At 72.6% G+C, this 16,659-nt stretch carries 12 protein-coding genes and 1 tRNA gene; 10 read left to right on the plus strand and 3 right to left on the minus strand.

Features of this window, described 5'->3' with window-relative positions; genetic code table 11:
* Positions 1-266: 266 nt before the first annotated feature.
* Positions 267-1,682: an NAD-dependent malic enzyme gene (locus IO33_RS0102060; protein WP_031159429.1), complete on the plus strand. Its 1,416-nt coding sequence runs from the start codon at positions 267-269 to the stop codon at positions 1,680-1,682.
* Between the two features lie 392 nt (positions 1,683-2,074).
* On the plus strand, positions 2,075-2,356 hold the full coding sequence (locus IO33_RS0102065; protein ID WP_023550134.1) for an HU family DNA-binding protein: 282 nt from the start codon (positions 2,075-2,077) through the stop codon (positions 2,354-2,356).
* A gap of 186 nt (positions 2,357-2,542) precedes the next feature.
* Here the strand turns inward: IO33_RS0102065 and murA are convergent, their stop codons facing one another.
* The gene (murA, locus tag IO33_RS0102070; protein WP_031159434.1) at positions 2,543-3,883 is read right to left on the minus strand and encodes a UDP-N-acetylglucosamine 1-carboxyvinyltransferase; all 1,341 of its coding nucleotides are present in this window, start codon (positions 3,881-3,883) and stop codon (positions 2,543-2,545) included.
* A gap of 286 nt (positions 3,884-4,169) precedes the next feature.
* Between murA and IO33_RS0102075 the strand changes: the two genes are divergently transcribed.
* The 8 genes from IO33_RS0102075 to IO33_RS0102110 all read left to right on the plus strand — a co-directional run bounded on the left by IO33_RS0102075 (position 4,170) and on the right by IO33_RS0102110 (position 13,879).
* The gene (locus IO33_RS0102075; RefSeq protein WP_031159437.1) at positions 4,170-4,742 is read left to right on the plus strand and encodes a YqgE/AlgH family protein; all 573 of its coding nucleotides are present in this window, start codon (positions 4,170-4,172) and stop codon (positions 4,740-4,742) included.
* A gap of 29 nt (positions 4,743-4,771) precedes the next feature.
* A complete protein-coding gene (locus IO33_RS0102080; protein ID WP_031159440.1) occupies positions 4,772-5,053 on the plus strand; it encodes a DUF3039 domain-containing protein in 282 nt (93 codons plus the stop codon).
* 315 nt (positions 5,054-5,368) lie between these two features.
* Positions 5,369-6,991 carry a beta-N-acetylhexosaminidase gene (locus IO33_RS0102085; protein WP_031159442.1) on the plus strand — a complete coding sequence of 541 codons (1,623 nt, stop codon included), beginning with the start codon at positions 5,369-5,371 and terminating at the stop codon, positions 6,989-6,991.
* A gap of 257 nt (positions 6,992-7,248) precedes the next feature.
* Complete coding sequence (locus tag IO33_RS0102090; RefSeq protein WP_031159445.1) at positions 7,249-8,142, plus strand: FAD binding domain-containing protein; 894 nt, start codon at positions 7,249-7,251, stop codon at positions 8,140-8,142.
* Entirely contained in the window at positions 8,139-10,136 is a 1,998-nt protein-coding gene (locus IO33_RS0102095; protein ID WP_031159447.1) for a 2Fe-2S iron-sulfur cluster-binding protein, read from the plus strand. Before IO33_RS0102090 ends, IO33_RS0102095 begins: the two co-directional genes overlap by 4 nt.
* Positions 10,133-12,445, plus strand: coding sequence for a xanthine dehydrogenase family protein molybdopterin-binding subunit (locus tag IO33_RS0102100; RefSeq protein WP_031159450.1), 2,313 nt, complete (start codon positions 10,133-10,135; stop codon positions 12,443-12,445). Before IO33_RS0102095 ends, IO33_RS0102100 begins: the two co-directional genes overlap by 4 nt.
* Positions 12,442-12,582: a hypothetical protein gene (locus tag IO33_RS50240; protein WP_157857782.1), complete on the plus strand. Its 141-nt coding sequence runs from the start codon at positions 12,442-12,444 to the stop codon at positions 12,580-12,582. The genes IO33_RS0102100 and IO33_RS50240 overlap by 4 nt, the downstream gene beginning before the upstream one ends.
* Before the next feature lie 136 nt (positions 12,583-12,718).
* On the plus strand, positions 12,719-13,879 hold the full coding sequence (locus IO33_RS0102110; RefSeq protein ID WP_031159453.1) for an SUKH-4 family immunity protein: 1,161 nt from the start codon (positions 12,719-12,721) through the stop codon (positions 13,877-13,879).
* Between the two features lie 19 nt (positions 13,880-13,898).
* Here the strand turns inward: IO33_RS0102110 and IO33_RS0102115 are convergent, their stop codons facing one another.
* The gene (locus IO33_RS0102115; protein WP_031159456.1) at positions 13,899-16,037 is read right to left on the minus strand and encodes an FG-GAP-like repeat-containing protein; all 2,139 of its coding nucleotides are present in this window, start codon (positions 16,035-16,037) and stop codon (positions 13,899-13,901) included.
* Positions 16,038-16,566: 529 nt separating this feature from the next.
* Positions 16,567-16,641, minus strand: a tRNA-Cys gene (locus tag IO33_RS0102125).
* Positions 16,642-16,659 lie beyond the last annotated feature (18 nt).

Genomic DNA, 16,659 nt, shown 5'->3' on the forward strand with positions numbered 1-16,659 from the left:
AGGCGAGCATGGCGGGTCGGTGCCGTAAGCGTGGGAGGCCCACGTCACACACATGTGACGTGGGCCTCCTTCTTTGTCACGCATGTCCCTTCCACCACCTGATCGTTTCTCGTATGGTGGAAGTGGTTTTCCGAAACTGCGCGCCTGACCGTGCGCCTGCTGTGAACAAAACGTCCGCAATGCCGGGCGGCTATCACGTACTCACGGGTAGGTGCGACGATCGGACGGCACAACTCGCGACTCGGTGAAAGCAGAGGAAGTCGGCCATGGCAACGGCGCCCAGCGTCTCCTACTCGATGACCATCCGGCTGGAGGTGCCCGCGAGCGGAACCGCCGTCTCGCAGCTCACCACCGCGGTGGAGTCCTCCGGAGGCTCGGTGACCGGCCTCGACGTCACCGCGTCCGGTCACGAGAAGCTCCGTATCGACGTCACCATCGCGGCCTCGTCCACCGCGCACGCCGACGAGATCGTCGAGAAACTCCGCGGCATCGAGGGCGTCACGCTCGGCAAGGTCTCCGACCGTACGTTCCTGATGCACCTCGGCGGCAAGATCGAGATGGCGTCGAAGCACCCCATCCGCAACCGTGACGACCTGTCCATGGTCTACACGCCGGGTGTGGCCCGCGTCTGCATGGCGATCGCCCAGAACCCCGAGGACGCCCGCCGCCTCACCATCAAGCGCAACTCCGTTGCGGTCGTGACGGACGGATCCGCCGTGCTCGGCCTCGGCAACATCGGCCCCAAGGCCGCGCTGCCCGTCATGGAGGGCAAGGCGGCCCTCTTCAAGCGCTTCGCCGGCATCGACGCCTGGCCGATCTGCCTGGACACCCAGGACAGCGACGCCATCGTCGAGATCGTCAAGGCGATCGCCCCCGGGTTCGCCGGCATCAACCTGGAGGACATCTCCGCGCCGCGCTGCTTCGAGATCGAGGCCCGGCTGCGCGAGGCCCTCGACATCCCCGTCTTCCACGACGACCAGCACGGCACCGCCATCGTCGTCCTCGCCGCCCTCACCAACGCCCTGCGCGTCACGGACAAGGCGATCGAGAACATCCGGGTCGTCATGTCCGGCGCCGGCGCGGCCGGTACGGCCATCCTCAAGCTGCTGCTCGCCGCGGGCGTGAAGAACGCCGTCGTCGCCGACATCCACGGTGTCGTCCACTCCGGCCGCGAGGACCTGGTGAACGCCCCCGTCGACTCGCCGCTGCGCTGGATCGCCGACAACACCAACCCCGAGGGCCTCACCGGCACCCTCAAGGAGGCCGTGCGCGGCGCCGACGTCTTCATCGGTGTCTCGGCCCCCAACGTCCTCGACGGCGACGACGTGGCCGCCATGGCCGACGGCGCCATCGTGTTCGCGCTCGCGAACCCCGACCCCGAGGTGGACCCGGCAATCGCCCGGCAGACGGCGGCCGTTGTGGCCACCGGCCGCTCCGACTTCCCGAACCAGATCAACAACGTGCTGGTCTTCCCGGGTGTCTTCCGCGGCCTGCTGGACGCCCAGTCCCGCACCGTCAACACCGAGATGATGCTCGCCGCCGCCCAGGCCCTGGCCGACGTGGTCAGCCAGGACGAGCTGAACCCGAACTACATCATCCCCAGCGTCTTCAACGACAAGGTCGCGGGCGCGGTCGCCGGTGCGGTCCGCGAGGCCGCGAAGGCGGCCGGGGCGACGGCCTAGCCCCCGCCCCGGAACGGATCCGGCCGGGCGCCCTCGCGCCCGGCCAGGTCAAGACGCGCCCGGCCAGGTGAAGCAAAAGATGCGGCCGGGCGTCGGCCCGGTGACGGCGTGTCGTACTGTGGCAGAGGCTGTGAGGATCACCACGACGGCTCGTGCACCGGCGCGTCGTGGAACCAGCTGATGCCGGGCGCGCTCTAGGGTGACGCCGGGCGGGCGCCTTTCGTGTGACTCCCCAGGGTGTTCTCACGACTCCTACGGGTGCCGGATTGGCTTTACCGCCGCAGGTAGGGGCAGGATGCGTCCCTGGGCGCGAGCGCATCGGCATCGCAGTGCCACGGGCGGATCCGCCGCGCGGCACACCCCAACGGCAAGAAATACACGGGAGTAACAACATGAACCGCAGTGAGCTGGTGGCCGCGCTGGCCGACCGCGCCGAGGTGACCCGCAAGGACGCCGACGCCGTGCTGGCCGCGTTCGCCGAGACCGTCGGCGAGATCGTCGCCAAGGGCGACGAGAAGGTCACCATCCCGGGCTTCCTGACCTTCGAGCGCACCCACCGTGCCGCTCGCACCGCGCGCAACCCGCAGACCGGCGAGCCCATCAACATCCCCGCCGGCTACAGCGTGAAGGTCACCGCGGGCTCCAAGCTCAAGGAAGCGGCCAAGGGCAAGTAGGCGTGAGCGCTCCGCTGTGAGCGCCGGTCCACTGAGCGCCGTTCGGTGGAGCGCCGTGGGTGACTGCGGGCCCGTCGAGGCCGGTCGCGCAGTTCCCCGCGCCCCCTTGGGGCGCCTCAGGTGAAGACGCCGAAAAGGGCGGCCCCCCTCTTGCCGAGGGGGGCCGCCCTTTGGCGTGTGCGAGGGTCAGCCGAGCGCCTTGCCCGGCAGTTCCACCTTCGCGCCGAGTTCCACGAGCTTCTCCATGAAGTTCTCGTAGCCGCGGTTGATCAGGTCGATGCCGTGGACGCGGGACGTGCCCTCGGCGGCCAGGGCCGCGATCAGGTACGAGAAGCCGCCGCGCAGGTCGGGGATGACCAGGTCGGCGCCCTGCAGCTTGGTGGGTCCGGAGACGACCGCGGAGTGCAGGAAGTTGCGCTGGCCGAAGCGGCAGTCGGAGCCGCCCAGGCACTCGCGGTAGAGCTGGATGTGGGCGCCCATCTGGTTCAGGGCCGAGGTGAAGCCCAGACGGGACTCGTAGACCGTCTCGTGGATGATGGACAGGCCCGTGGCCTGCGTGAGGGCCACGACCAGCGGCTGCTGCCAGTCGGTCTGGAAACCGGGGTGGACGTCCGTCTCCAGCGCGATGGACTTCAACTGGCCGCCAGGGTGCCAGAAACGGATGCCCTCGTCGTCGATCTCGAAGGCACCGCCCACCTTCCGGTAGGTGTTCAGGAACGTCATCATCGAGCGCTGCTGGGCGCCGCGGACGTAGATGTTGCCGTTGGTCGCGAGCGCCGCCGACGCCCAGGACGCCGCCTCCAGGCGGTCCGACAGGGCGCGGTGGGTGTAGCCGCCGAGCTTGTCCACACCGGTGATGCGGATCGTGCGGTCGGTGTCCATCGCGATGATCGCGCCCATCTTCTGCAGCACGCAGATGAGGTCCTCGATCTCCGGCTCGACGGCCGCGTTGGACAACTCGGTGACGCCCTCGGCGAGTACGGCCGTCAGCAGCACCTGCTCGGTCGCGCCCACGGACGGGTACGGCAGCCGGATCTTCGTACCGCGCAGCCGCTGCGGGGCCTCCAGGTACTGTCCGTCCGCGCGCTTCTCGATCGTCGCGCCGAACTGCCGCAGCACGTCGAAGTGGAAGTCGATGGGACGGCCGCCGATGTCGCAGCCGCCGAGGCCCGGGATGAACGCGTGCCCGAGACGGTGCAGCAGCGGGCCGCAGAACAGGATCGGGATACGGCTCGACCCCGCGTGGGCATCGATGTCAGCCACGTTGGCGCTCTCGACATGCGTCGGGTCGAGCACCAGCTCGCCGGGCTCGTCGCCCGGACGGACCGTCACGCCGTGCAGCTGGAGCAGGCCGCGGACGACCCGCACGTCACGGATGTCGGGAACGTTGCGCAGTCGGCTCGGCGCGCTGCCCAGCAGGGCGGCGACCATGGCCTTCGGTACGAGGTTCTTCGCACCGCGGACACGGATCTCGCCCTCCAGCGGGGTTCCGCCGTGGACAAGGAGGACATCGTCGTTGACGGTCATGTATCTCGCGTTCCGATGAGTTGGGCAGGGTCCGGCCGATCACATGCGCAGGGGCCGGGAAGACAGGGTAATCGCCGATTACCCCCCGTCCGTAAGTCCCCGTACCGTCCAGCCACGTCATAGCTGTGTCACAACACGAACCGTTCCCTTTCGGGCACATGGGGTCACCGCCCGGCCGCCGGTCGCGGGTGTGCGCCCAGGGCGCTTCCGTGCTCCCTGAGCTGCGTTCACTCCCCGGCTCCGATTGGCTCCCCACTGAAGGGGAAGATGCGGGATCATGTCTGGCATGACCGAGGTGTCCTCGCTCACAGGGCGGCTGCTCGTGGCCACTCCCGCCCTGGCGGACCCGAACTTCGACCGCGCGGTGGTGCTCCTTCTCGACCACGACGAGGAGGGTTCCCTCGGTGTCGTCCTCAACCGCCCCACGCCGGTGGACGTGGGCGACATCCTGGAGGGCTGGGCCGACCTCGCCGGTGAGCCCGGTGTGGTGTTCCAGGGCGGCCCGGTCTCGCTGGACTCGGCGCTCGGCGTCGCGGTCATCCCGGGCGGCGCGAACGGCGACCTCGCACCGCTCGGCTGGCGCCGGGTGCACGGCGCGATCGGCCTGGTCGACCTGGAGGCCCCGCCCGAACTGCTCGCCGCGGCCCTCGGGTCCTTGCGGATCTTCGCCGGATACTCCGGCTGGGGCCCCGGTCAGCTGGAGGACGAGCTGGTCGAGGGTGCCTGGTACGTGGTCGAGTCCGAGCCCGGAGACGTCTCCTCGCCGGCCCCGGAGAGACTCTGGCGCGAGGTCCTGCGCCGCCAGCGCAACGAACTGGCCATGGTGGCCACGTATCCGGACGACCCTTCGCTCAACTGATGCGGGTGCGCTTCAGTACCCTGTCTGGTATGAGCACTCTTGAGCCCGAGCGCGGGACTGGTACGGGGACCCTCGTAGAGCCGACGCCACAGGTGTCCCACGGCGACGGCGACCACGAGCGCTTCGCCCATTACGTCCAGAAGGACAAGATCATGGCGAGCGCCCTCGACGGCACCCCCGTCGTGGCGCTGTGCGGCAAGGTCTGGGTGCCGGGCCGCGACCCGAAGAAGTACCCCGTGTGCCCCATGTGCAAGGAGATCTACGAGTCCATGGGCAGCGGTGGCGACGACAAGGGCGGCGACAAGAAGTAGCCGGTCCTGTGGCGGTCCGCCCGTCGGTCTGAGTCTTCGCGAGACCCCTGGGGTGCACGCGTGCGACACGCGCGCCCCGGGGGTCTTCGCGTTTTCCGGGCGGAGTGGCTCAGGCCTCTTGTCGCCATGTCCATGCAGTCCTTAGCCTGAGTGTTGTGCAGGGCGAAATAGTCATTGCACATATTGCAACGAATGGTGATCGATCGTTTCGGTGCCGACCGCCTGACCGCCTTCATCGCCTGCTTGCCGCGACCATCCTCACGCGATTCCGTTTCCGCTTCCGGACCACCTTGCCGATCAGGTGAAGGACTGAACATGACGGATCTGATTCCGGCGCCGCACGCCGTCCAGGAACCGATGGGCCCTGGCGTCCCGCTGGACGGCGACACCACCCTGTGGGCGGCTCCGGGCACGGAGACCACGGAACGCTGGCTGCGCAGCGCGCTCGGCGCGGCCCTGGGGCTGCCGCTGCGGCCCGGCCCAGAGGACGCCCGCGACGGCGTACGCCTGCTCCTGGACGGCTCGCTGGAGCCGGAGGCCTACCGCCTGAGCGTGGCCGCCGACCAGGGTGTGGAGATCCGTGGCGGTGACCCGGCCGGCGTCTTCTGGGGTGCGCAGACCCTGCGTCAACTCCTTGGTCCCGAGGCGTTCCGGCGCGCGCCCGTACGCCCCGGCCGCACCGTCGGCGTCCCGTACCGGATCATCGACGATTCCCCGCGGTTCCGCTGGCGCGGTCTCCTCCTCGACGTGGCCCGGCACTTCATGCCCAAGGAAGGCGTGCTGCGCTACCTGGACGTGATGGCCGCGCACAAACTCAACGTCTTCCACTTCCATCTGACGGACGACCAGGGCTGGCGGATCGAGATCGAGCGCCACCCGAGGCTCGCGGAGACCGCCTCCTGGCGGTCGCGGACGAAATTCGGTCACCGTGCCTCGCCGCTGTGGGAGGAGAAGCCGCACGGGGGTTACTACACCCAGGACGACATCCGGGAGATCGTGGCCTACGCCGCCGAGCGGCATATCACCGTCGTCCCGGAAATCGACGTACCGGGCCACTCGCAGGCCGCCATCGCCGCGTACCCGGAACTCGGCAACACCGACGTCATCGACACCACCGCCCTCTCCGTGTGGGACACCTGGGGGATCTCCTCCAACGTACTGGCCCCCACCGACAACACGCTGCGCTTCTACGAGGGAGTGTTCGAGGAGATCCTGGAACTGTTCCCCTCGCAGTTCATCCACGTCGGCGGCGACGAGTGCCGCAAGGAGCAGTGGAGCGGGTCGGTGACCGCCAAGAACCGCATCGCGGACCTCGGTCTGGCCGACGAGGACGAGCTGCAGGCGTGGTTCATCGGGCACTTCGACGCGTGGCTGTCCGCGCGCGGACGGCGGCTCATCGGCTGGGACGAGATCCTGGAGGGCGGACTCGCCCCAGGGGCCGCGGTGTCGTCCTGGCGCGGCTACGGCGGCGGGATCGCGGCCGCGCGGGCCGGCCACGACGTCGTCATGTGTCCGGAACAGTACGTCTACCTGGACCACCGTCAGGCCCCGGGCGAGGACGAGCCGGTGCCGATCGGGTTCGTGCGCACCCTGGAGGACGTCTACCGGTTCGAACCCGTCCCGCCCGGGCTCACCGAGGAGGAGGCCCGGCATGTGCTGGGCACTCAGGCCAACGTCTGGACCGAGGTGATGGAGGACGCCGCCCGCGTGGACTACCAGACCTTCCCCCGGCTCGCGGCCTTCGCCGAGGTGGCCTGGAGCCGGCTGCCCGCCCCGGAGGAACGGGACTTCGCCGGCTTCGAACGCCGGATGGCCGCCCATTACGCGCGCCTCGACGCCCTCGGGGTCGCCTACCGGCCGCCCGCCGGGCCCCGGCCGTGGCAGAAGCGCCCCGGCGTCCCGGGTCGCCCGATCGAGGGGCGGCCGCCGAACAAGTGACCGCCCCGAACGCATGACCGCTGCGAACATGTAATGGAAATTCGCTCCAAGAGTCACCGAAGAGTGTCAATCGGTGCGCACCGGTGATGGCGTGCGAAAACGGACCATCTCCGTGGTGAGGTGGGCGAATGCCTCCTAGCGGACCCCCGCGTTCGGCCGTTGCGAAGATGTGCCAGAGTTGCCACGTCCGCCCTGTGAGCACGTACCGTACGGCCACACAGGTGGGACCAGTGGGGCAGCGGGAAGGGGCAGCCGGTTTGACCACGCACGCACCGCAGGCGGCGCAGGCCGTCACGCTGCCCACGACGCTGGACGAGGCGGTGGCGGCCCTCGCGGCCATGCCCGCCGCCGTGCCCGTCGCGGGTGGCACCGACTTGATGGCCGCCGTCAACTCCGGTCAGCTCAGGCCCACCGCCCTGGTGGGTCTCGGGCGGATCAGCGAGATCCGGGGCTGGCAGTACCAGGACGGCCACGCGCTGCTCGGCGCGGGCCTCACGCACGCACGCATGGGCCGCCCCGACTTCGCGGCCCTGATCCCGGCGCTCGCGGCCGCCGCGCGCGCCGCGGGCCCGCCGCACATCCGCAACGCGGGCACCCTCGGCGGCAACATCGCCTCCGCCTCCCCCACCGGGGACGCGCTGCCGGTGCTGGCCGCCCTGGAGGCGACGCTGATCATCGCGGGCCCGGGCGGAGCCCGCCGGGAGATCCCGGTGTCGCACCTGCTGGCCGGCATGGAGATGCTGCGCGGCGGCGAGCTCATCGGCTACGTGCGCGTGCCGCTGCTGCACGCCCCGCAGGTCTTCCTGAAGGCCACCGGGCGCACCGGACCGGGCCGCGCGCTGGCCTCCGTGGCCCTCGTCCTCGACCCCGCCCGGCGCGGAGTGCGGTGCGCCGTCGGCGCCATAGCGCCGATGCCGCTCAGGCCCCTGGAGGCCGAGCAGTGGGTCGCCCAGCTGATCGACTGGGACAACGACCGCGCGCTCGTCCCGGAGGCCCTGAACGCCTTCGGCGAGTACGTCGCCGCGGCCTGCATCCCGGACCCGGCACCGGAGCCCGACGGCTCGGTGGCCCCGCTTCCGCCCGCCGTACTGCACCTGCGGCGCACCGTCGCCGCACTGGCCCGACGAGCACTGGGGAGGGCGCTGTCGTGACCGACGACCAGCACGGAGAGGGCACGCCCCAGGGCGGCGGACGCTGGGACCCGCTGCCCCAGGGCGACTACGACGACGGCGCCACCGCCTTCGTCAAGCTCCCCGAGGGCGGCATCGACGCCCTGCTGTCCGGCGACAGCCCGCTGGCCGCGCCGGGTCACGGCTATGTGCCGCCGCGGATAACGGCCGCCCCCGGCACCGGGGACCCCGGCTCGGCCGGGACCTGGACCGCGCCCGCGGGCGGCGCCGAGTGGCCCGACCCGAACGCCACACCCCAGGTGCCCGCCGCGGACGACCGGTTCACCTACCAGCCCGGTGCGACGCAGCACTGGACCTTCGAGGAGCCCGCGGCCCCGGCCGCACCCGGGCACGACGTCACCGGGCAGTGGTCCATCCCGGTCGCCGGCGGTGATCTTCCGGACGAGTCAGGGGAGTTCACCACGTCCTCCCTGGTCGAGCAGTGGGGCGGCACCCCGCCGGCCACCCTGCCCGGCGGCGCGCCCGCGCCGTGGGCGACACAGGACACGGGCCGCCCCTGGAACCGGCCCGCGGACACCGGCCACCCCGCCCTGCCCGACCACACCGACGCGCACCCCGCGGGCGGTCCGGCCGAGCCCGGCCCCGGCGGCGCGCCGGCGCAGGGGTACGCGCCGGACGAGCAGGGATACGCGCCCGAGGAGCGGTACGGGCACGATCGTGCCGGCCACGAGGAGACCGGACGGTCCGCGGCCGGCCGCCCGGACGACCAGGCCGGCACCGGCGACGAGCAGGCCGGCCAGGCGGGCACCGGGCACCCGGACGGGCTCCGGAAGCACGCCGGCGCCGTCCACCCGGGCGACTCCGTCGCGCAGGTCCAGGCCGGGCACCCCGGGGAGTTCGCCGCGCCCGCCGAGCAGCGGGTGGCGGCGGACACGGACGGACACGGCCCCGCGGGGGCCCCTGAGCGCCCCGCTGACGGCCCGGCAGGCCATGAGGGCCCCGAGGTCCCGGCCGAGGCCCCGCAGGCCGCCACAGCCCCCGCCACGCCCGCCCCGCCGGACACGCCCCCGACCGCCGCCCCGGCGGCACCGGAGAACCCCGCCGAGGCAGCCGTAGCGGCCGTGGCGGAGGAACCGGCCGACGCCGCCGAACCGCATCCGCATCCGGACGAGGACGACACGCCCGAAGGCGAGACCGCCGCCGAGGCAGCGGAGGCACCCGCCGACGGCCCCGCTCCCGAGGCGGCCCAGGAGCACACCGCGCCCCTCCCGCCGCACGACGACCACCCGCTCGCCTCGTACGTCCTGCGCGTCAACGGCGCCGACCGGCCCGTCACCGACGCCTGGATCGGCGAGTCGCTGCTGTACGTCCTGCGGGAGCGGCTCGGACTCGCGGGCGCCAAGGACGGCTGCTCGCAGGGCGAGTGCGGGGCCTGCAACGTCCAGGTCGACGGACGCCTGGTGGCCTCCTGCCTGGTCCCGGCGGTGACCGCGGCCGGCAGCGAGGTGCGCACGGTCGAGGGCCTGGCCGCCGACGGACAGCCCTCCGACGTGCAGCGCGCGCTCGCCCGGTGCGGTGCCGTGCAGTGCGGCTTCTGCGTGCCGGGCATGGCGATGACCCTGCACGACCTGCTGGAGGGCAACCCCGCGCCGACCGAGCTGGAGACGCGGCAGGCGCTGTGCGGCAACCTCTGCCGCTGCTCCGGCTACCGGGGCGTCCTGCAGGCCGTCCAGGAGGTCGTCGCCGAACGCGAGGCCTCGCACGGAGCCGACACCGAGACGGACGCGGGCGAGGCCCGTATCCCCCATCAGGCGGGCCCCGGCGCCGGCGGCGTCAACCCGTCGGCGTTCGAGGCGCCGGGGGCGTTCGACACGCCGCGGGCCGCTCCCGGCGGCTACGGCGACGCACCGGACGCGTACGGCGCGCCCGGCCCGTACGGCACACCGCCGCACGGCACCCCGGGACCGCACGACCCGCACGACCAGCACTACGGCCAGGACGGAGGCCAGGTGTGAGCAACGAAGCCGGCACGGCGACCACCGCCGCGGAACCCGCCGCCGAGACCGAGGGCGGATGGCCGCACGGCCTCGGCGCCTCCCTGCCGCACGCCGACGCCCGCGCCAAGACCGAGGGCACCTTCCCGTACGCCGCCGACCTGTGGGCCGAGGGCCTGCTGTGGGCGGCCGTCCTGCGCTCCCCGCACGCGCACGCGCGCATCGTGTCCGTCGACACCAGCCACGCGCGTGAGATGCCCGGCGTACGGGCCGTCGTCACCCACGAGGACGTGCCCGGGACCCCCCGCCACGGCCGGGGCGTCCCCGACCGGCCGGTGTTCGCCTCCGAGGTCGTACGCCACCACGGCGAGCCCATCGCGGCCGTGGCCGCCGACCACCCGGACACCGCGCGGATGGCCGCCGCCGCCGTCATCGTCGAGTACGAGGTGCTCGACCCGGTCACCGACCCCGAGCAGGCCTTCGAGGCCGAGCCGCTGCACCCCGACGGCAACCTGATCCGGCACATCCCGCTGCACCACGGCGACCCGGAGGCCGCCGGCGAGGTCGTCGTCGAGGGCCTGTACCGCATTGGGCGCCAGGACCCGGCCCCGATCGGCGCCGAGGCCGGCCTCGCCGTGCCCCGCCCCGACGGCGGCGTGGAGCTGTACCTCGCCTCCACCGACCCGCACAGCGACCGCAACACCGCCGCGGCCTGCTACGGCCTGTCCCCGGATCGGGTGAAGATCGTGGTCACCGGGGTGCCCGGCGCCACCGCCGACCGTGAGGACCAGGGCTTCCAGCTGCCGCTCGGCCTGCTCGCCCTGAAGACCGGCTGCCCGGTGAAGCTCACGGCCACCCGCGAGGAGTCCTTCCTCGGCCACGCCCACCGTCACCCGACGCTGCTCCGGTACCGCCACCACGCCGACGGCGAGGGCAAGCTGGTGAAGGTCGAGGCCCAGATCCTCCTGGACGCGGGCGCGTACGCCGACACCTCCGCCGACGCCCTGGCCGCCGCGGTCTCCTTCGCCTGCGGCCCGTACGTCGTCCCCAACGCCTTCATCGAGGGCTGGGCCGTACGCACCAACAACCCGCCCTCCGGCCATGTGCGCGGCGAGGGCGCGATGCAGGTGTGCGCCGCCTACGAGGCGCAGATGGACAAGCTGGCCAAGAAGCTGGGCCTGGACCCGGCCGAGCTGCGTCTGCGCAACGTCCTGGCGACGGGGGACGTCCTCCCGATCGGCCAGACGGTGACGTGCCCGGCACCGGTGGCCGAACTTCTCCAGGCCGTCCGCGACTTCCCGCTCCCGGCCCTCCCCAAGGACACCCCCGAGGAGGAGTGGCTGCTGCCCGGCGGCCCCGAGGGCGCGGGCGAACCGGACGCGGTGCGCCGGGGCGTCGGCTACGGCCTGGGCATGGTGCACATGCTCGGTGCGGAGGGCGCCGACGAGGTGTCCACGGCGACCGTCAAGGTCCACGACGGCGTCGCGACCGTGCTGTGCGCGGCCGTCGAGACCGGCCAGGGCTTCACCACCCTCGCCCGGCAGATCGTCCAGGAGACCCTCGGCATCGAGGAGGTCCACGTGGCGCCGGTCGACACCGACCAGCCGCCGGCCGGCCCGGGCTGCCGGGGCCGGCACACCTGGGTGTCGGGCGGCGCGGTGGAGCGGGCGGCGAAGATGGTCCGCACCCAGCTGCTGCAGCCCCTGGCACACAAGTTCGGCATGTCCACCGAACTGCTGCAGATCACGGACGGCAAGATCACCTCGTACGACGGCGTGCTCTCGACGACCGTCACCGAGGCGATGGACGGCAAGGAGCTGTGGGCCACCGCCCAGTGCCGCCCGCACCCCACCGAGCCGCTGAACGCCTCCGGGCAGGGCGACGCCTTCGTGGGCCTCGCCTTCTGCGCGATCCGCGCGGTGGTGGACGTCGACATCGAGCTGGGCTCGGTCCGGGTGGTGGAACTGGCGGTCGCCCAGGACGTGGGCCGGGTGCTCAACCCCACCCAGCTGGCCGCCCGGATCGAGGCGGGCGTCACCCAGGGCGTCGGCATCGCCCTCACCGAGAACCTCCGTACGCCGCGCGGCCTGATCCGCCACCCCGACCTGACCGGATACGCCCTGCCGACCGCCCTGGACGCGCCGGACATCCGCATCGTCAAACTGGTCGAGGAACGGGACGTGGTCGCCCCCTTCGGCGCCAAGTCCGTCAGCGCGGTCCCGGTCGTGACGGCACCGGCCGCGATCGCCTCCGCCGTCCGCGCGGCCACCGGCCGTCCGGTCAACCGGCTCCCGATCCGTCCGCAGGCAGCGGTGGTGACGGCCCCGTGAGCACTCCCGAGACCCCGCCCGGCCCGGAGGAGCCGCGCTACGAGCCCCCGCCCACCATGGGCAAGCTGTTCGGGTGGGTCCTGCTGTTCCTCGTGGCGGCCCTGGCCGTCGTCCTGGGCGGCATCTACTTCACCTGAGCCGTCCCCGTCCGGCGCCCGACGTCCTTCCTGGTGGGGGCCGTTGTCAGTAGGGCGGCGTAGGGTGCTCGGTGGTGGGGGCAGCGGCACTCACGGACTCGACCGAGCACCGTACGGGGAAGATCGCGGGGGAGCGATGAGCACGACCGACGCCGGCGTCACGGCGATCACGCTGACCGAGGCGGAGCTGGACCGCTATGTCACGCACGCGCCGACACGCGGCCTGCTCGGCGGCACCGGCCTGCCCGCGGCCACCGACCTGCTGACCTTCTCCCCGCTGCGCACGCACGGTCTGCGCACGCTCGCCGACGCAGCCGAGGGCCCGTTCCGCGTGGCCGACGAGCTGCGGGACCGGCTGGTGATCGGCGAACTGCTCAACCCGGCCGGCATGCAGCGCGAGTCGATCCTGCTCGACGGCGGCACCGGCGAGCTGACGACGGCGTACCTCTTCACCCCGTCCGACCCGCGTCCCTTCGCGCCGTCCCTGGACACCCTGCTGCGCTTCGCCGCGGTCACGGAGGAACTGGCCGGTCTGCGCGGCCGTTTCGCCTCCCTGGCGGGTCAGTACGGTCCCCGGACGGCGGCCGAGGCGACCCGCCGGCTGCTCTCCCTGTTCGAGGAGGGCGCGGACGGCGAGGTCCCGCCGTACTGGAAGGCGGCGGCCCTGATCCGCCCGCTCGCGCTCGCCGCGGGCCCCGGTACGGCGTCGGGGCTGACCCTGGACGTCCCCGCCCGCCTGCTGGACCAGGAGTTCGGGCACGGCCGGGTGGTGCGCTTCGAGGAGGTCGACTTCCCCGCCACGCTCACGCACGAGCCGACCCGGCGCTTCCTGCGCGAGACCGGGCTGCCGGAGGCGGCGGTCCTCTTCCACGCCGACACGGACCTCCCGCTGCCGACGCTGCGGGAGCACGTCGCCGAGGACCGCGCGGACGGTGACCTCCTCGGTGAACTCCCCGCGCACGCCGACCACTTGATCCGTCTCGGCTGCCTGGTAGGGGACCACAGCCTGGTGGTCGACGGCAGAACGGGCGCGGTCCTGACCTACAGCGGGCCCGAGGGGACGCTCCACCCCCTCAACACCGACGTCTCCACCCTCGCCTTCACGCTCTGGCTCCTGCACCACGAGCGCACCATCGACGAACACCTGGGCAACGAACTGACGACCCGGGCCTACGACCACCTGGCCGCGGCCATGCTGCACACCCTGACCGCCCTCGACCCCACGGCCGGCCTCCCGGACACGACCTGGCACTACTGGACGCACCTGTTCCGGGACGAGGCGGGCGGGGTTCTGTGACCCGGGCCGCCCGCCCCGGTCAGCCGAGGGACGCCCAGCTCTTCCAGTAGCTCGCGTCGCCGGCCTGGACGCGGCTCCTGAAAGTTCCGGTACCGGTGCCCGCGTTGAGCCACAGCCTGTTCGACGTGTCGCGGGAGACCAGGTCGCCGCGGCCGTCGCCGTCGACGTCCCCGGCGCCCACGACGTCCTGGTAGGAGCCGCCCCAGTCCTTGAAGACCAGGACGCGGTCCCTGAGGGTGCCGCTGCGGGTGCCGTCGTAGCGCCAGAGCTCGCCGGACGTGTCGAGCGCGAGGACGTCACCGATGCCGTCGCCGTTGAGATCGCCGGCGCCGATGACGCGCTTGTAGCCGGTCCAGGCGGAGCGGATCTTCTTGCGGGGCAGGAAGCCGTCGGTGCCGTCCAGCGCGTAGAGGTACAGATCGCCGGTGCGGGCGTCGCGGGCCAGCAGGTCGGGCCGGCCGTCGCCGGTCTGGTCGCCGCTGGAGAGCAGCGTGTCGTAGCCGCTCCAGTCCCTGGCGAGGCGCCGGTACGCGGAGTCGGGTGCGGGCAGGCCGCCGCAGACCGGCGTGTAGAGCCGGGTCTCGCCGCCGGGCAGCCGTACGACGAGGTCGTTGCAGCGGTCGCCGTCGGCGTCCCCGAACGGCACGACGCGGGCCGTGTCCGCCCACGTGCGTGTCTGATACGTGGTCAGCGGATTGGCGGAGTCCCGCGTGAGCAGGTTCATCGTGTCGCCCTTGCCGATGCCCACGAGGTCCGCGCGGCCGTCGTCGGCGTAGTCGTGCCACCTGGGCAGGGCCCGGCTCGCGGTGGTCGCGGTGTACGACGTGTGCGAGGAGCCGTCGTCGGCCGACTGCGTCCAGACCGCCAGCGGGCGCCCCTTGTCGTCGGTCGCCACCCGGCCGGCGCTGGTGGTGCCGTCCTTCTGGGAGCTGAGGGTGCGCGGCTTCGACACGCTGCCGCCCGCCACGGTCTGGGCGACGAAGTCACGGCGGACCGTACGACTGGAGACGAACCGTTTCTGCGTGTAGGTGACGACCACCGAGCCGTTCGCGGCCCGGGTGCTGCCGAGCGAGCCGTCCTCGGCGTAGCGGGTCAGCTGCTGCGGGGCGCCCCAGCCGCCCCGGGACGCGAGACGCGTGGCGACGGCCGGGCCGCCGCCCTGCCAGCCGACCGCGGTGACGTCGCCGTTCGCGGCGGTCAGCAACTCGGCCGGGGCGGACGGGCCCGCGTCGATCCCGGTGGGCTGGGCGGCACCCCAGTCCGCCGCACCGGCCGGCTTGCGGACGTAGGCGCCCCCGGCCAGCAGCTGGAAACCGCCCTGCGGATGGGCGGCCAGCGTGACCAGCCGGGGCTTGTCGCCCAGCTGCGGCAGGGCACGCGGCGCGCTCCAGGACCCGGACCCCGCGGGCTTCTCCAGGAACCGGTAGTGCCACTGGTACGCCGTCGGGTCCGGGTCCACCCCGTCGCCCGTGTAGGAGCTGTCGCCGCCCCAGAGCAGCGCCAGCGATCCGTCGGCGGCCATGGCGAGGTGCAGGTCCCGCAGCGTGTAGTCGTAGGTGTGGTCGGGCCGGATCACCGGGTCGGGGAGCCGGTCCAGGGCCGCCGGCGCGGACCAGGCCGCCCGCGGGCCGGAACGCTCCACGACCGTCAGCCGGCGGTCGGCGTCCATCCAGGCGACGGCCTGCCTGCCCGCCGCGTCGGCGGCGATGGTGGTCACCGGCGTCCGCCGGTCGACCCCGGCGCCGGCGGGCGTGCCCGTCGCCACGTCCTCGGCCGGGCCGAAGGCGGTGCCGTCGGGAGCCAGTCGGGACATCCGCAGGGTGCTGGGCGCGCCGCCGGTCCCCGCCGCCCACCACAGCAGCGTGAGGGAACCGTCGTCCGTCCGCTGCAGCGTGGCTCCCGGCGCAGGCGCGGTCGGCCGCCAGGTGGCGCTGCCCGCGGGCCGGACCGCGAGCACCGTCTCGCCGCCCTGGACGAAGAGCCCCGCCAGCGTCCCGTTCCGGGCCGACTTCAGATCGACCACCTGGCTGACACCGGGCAACTCCGTCGGCGCGGCCCACGGTCCGAGCCCGGCCGCGACGGCGGCACCCGTGACCGACGCCGACGCCGACGCCGGAGCCGCGACCGCACCGGGCGCACCGGCACCCACCAGAAGCACGGAAACAAGCGCGCTCCCCCAGAGCGCACGCGACTGCGTCATCATCTGTAAGGCCCCCCCGGGCAAGCTGCGATGAAAGTAGGCGCAGCGTATATCAGCCAAGATCAGGAGGGCAGCCGGGCGGCCTCGGACGCCGCGTCCGACGGGAGCCGGCGCGCGTCCGTGCGGTGATGTCAGAGCGATTCAGGGTCGATGTTGTTGCGTTCGAACCATGCCCGCACTTCAGGCGTGGCCATCAGTGAACCGAACTTCTGCGGGAGTGCTTTCTTGACCACGCGGAGATCGGCCGTCACCTGGTCGCGTACCGGACCGGGTGACTCTCCTTGTTGGGTCCAGGCATGCTTCCACCAGAGTTCGCCGTTGGCGCCGCTTCGTCCATCGCGGGTTGCGGTATCGAACTGCGGTCGATGTCGCCTTACAGCCGAGCCCCTCTTCCAGGGTGATCCGAGGTCGCCCGCCCTGCCACTCAAGGAGTCGCAGTCGAACGACTTGTCTGGCTGGGCCCTTCGCGGAGGGGCAGCAGAGCGCGTGGAGGCCGTGGCGGGATTCGAACCCACGTAACTCGCTTTGCAGGCGAGCCCCTGAACCACTCGGGCACACGGCCGTGTTGATGGAGTAAACG

The organism is Streptomyces durhamensis (genome assembly GCF_000725475.1).
GTDB lineage: Bacteria > Actinomycetota > Actinomycetes > Streptomycetales > Streptomycetaceae > Streptomyces > Streptomyces filipinensis.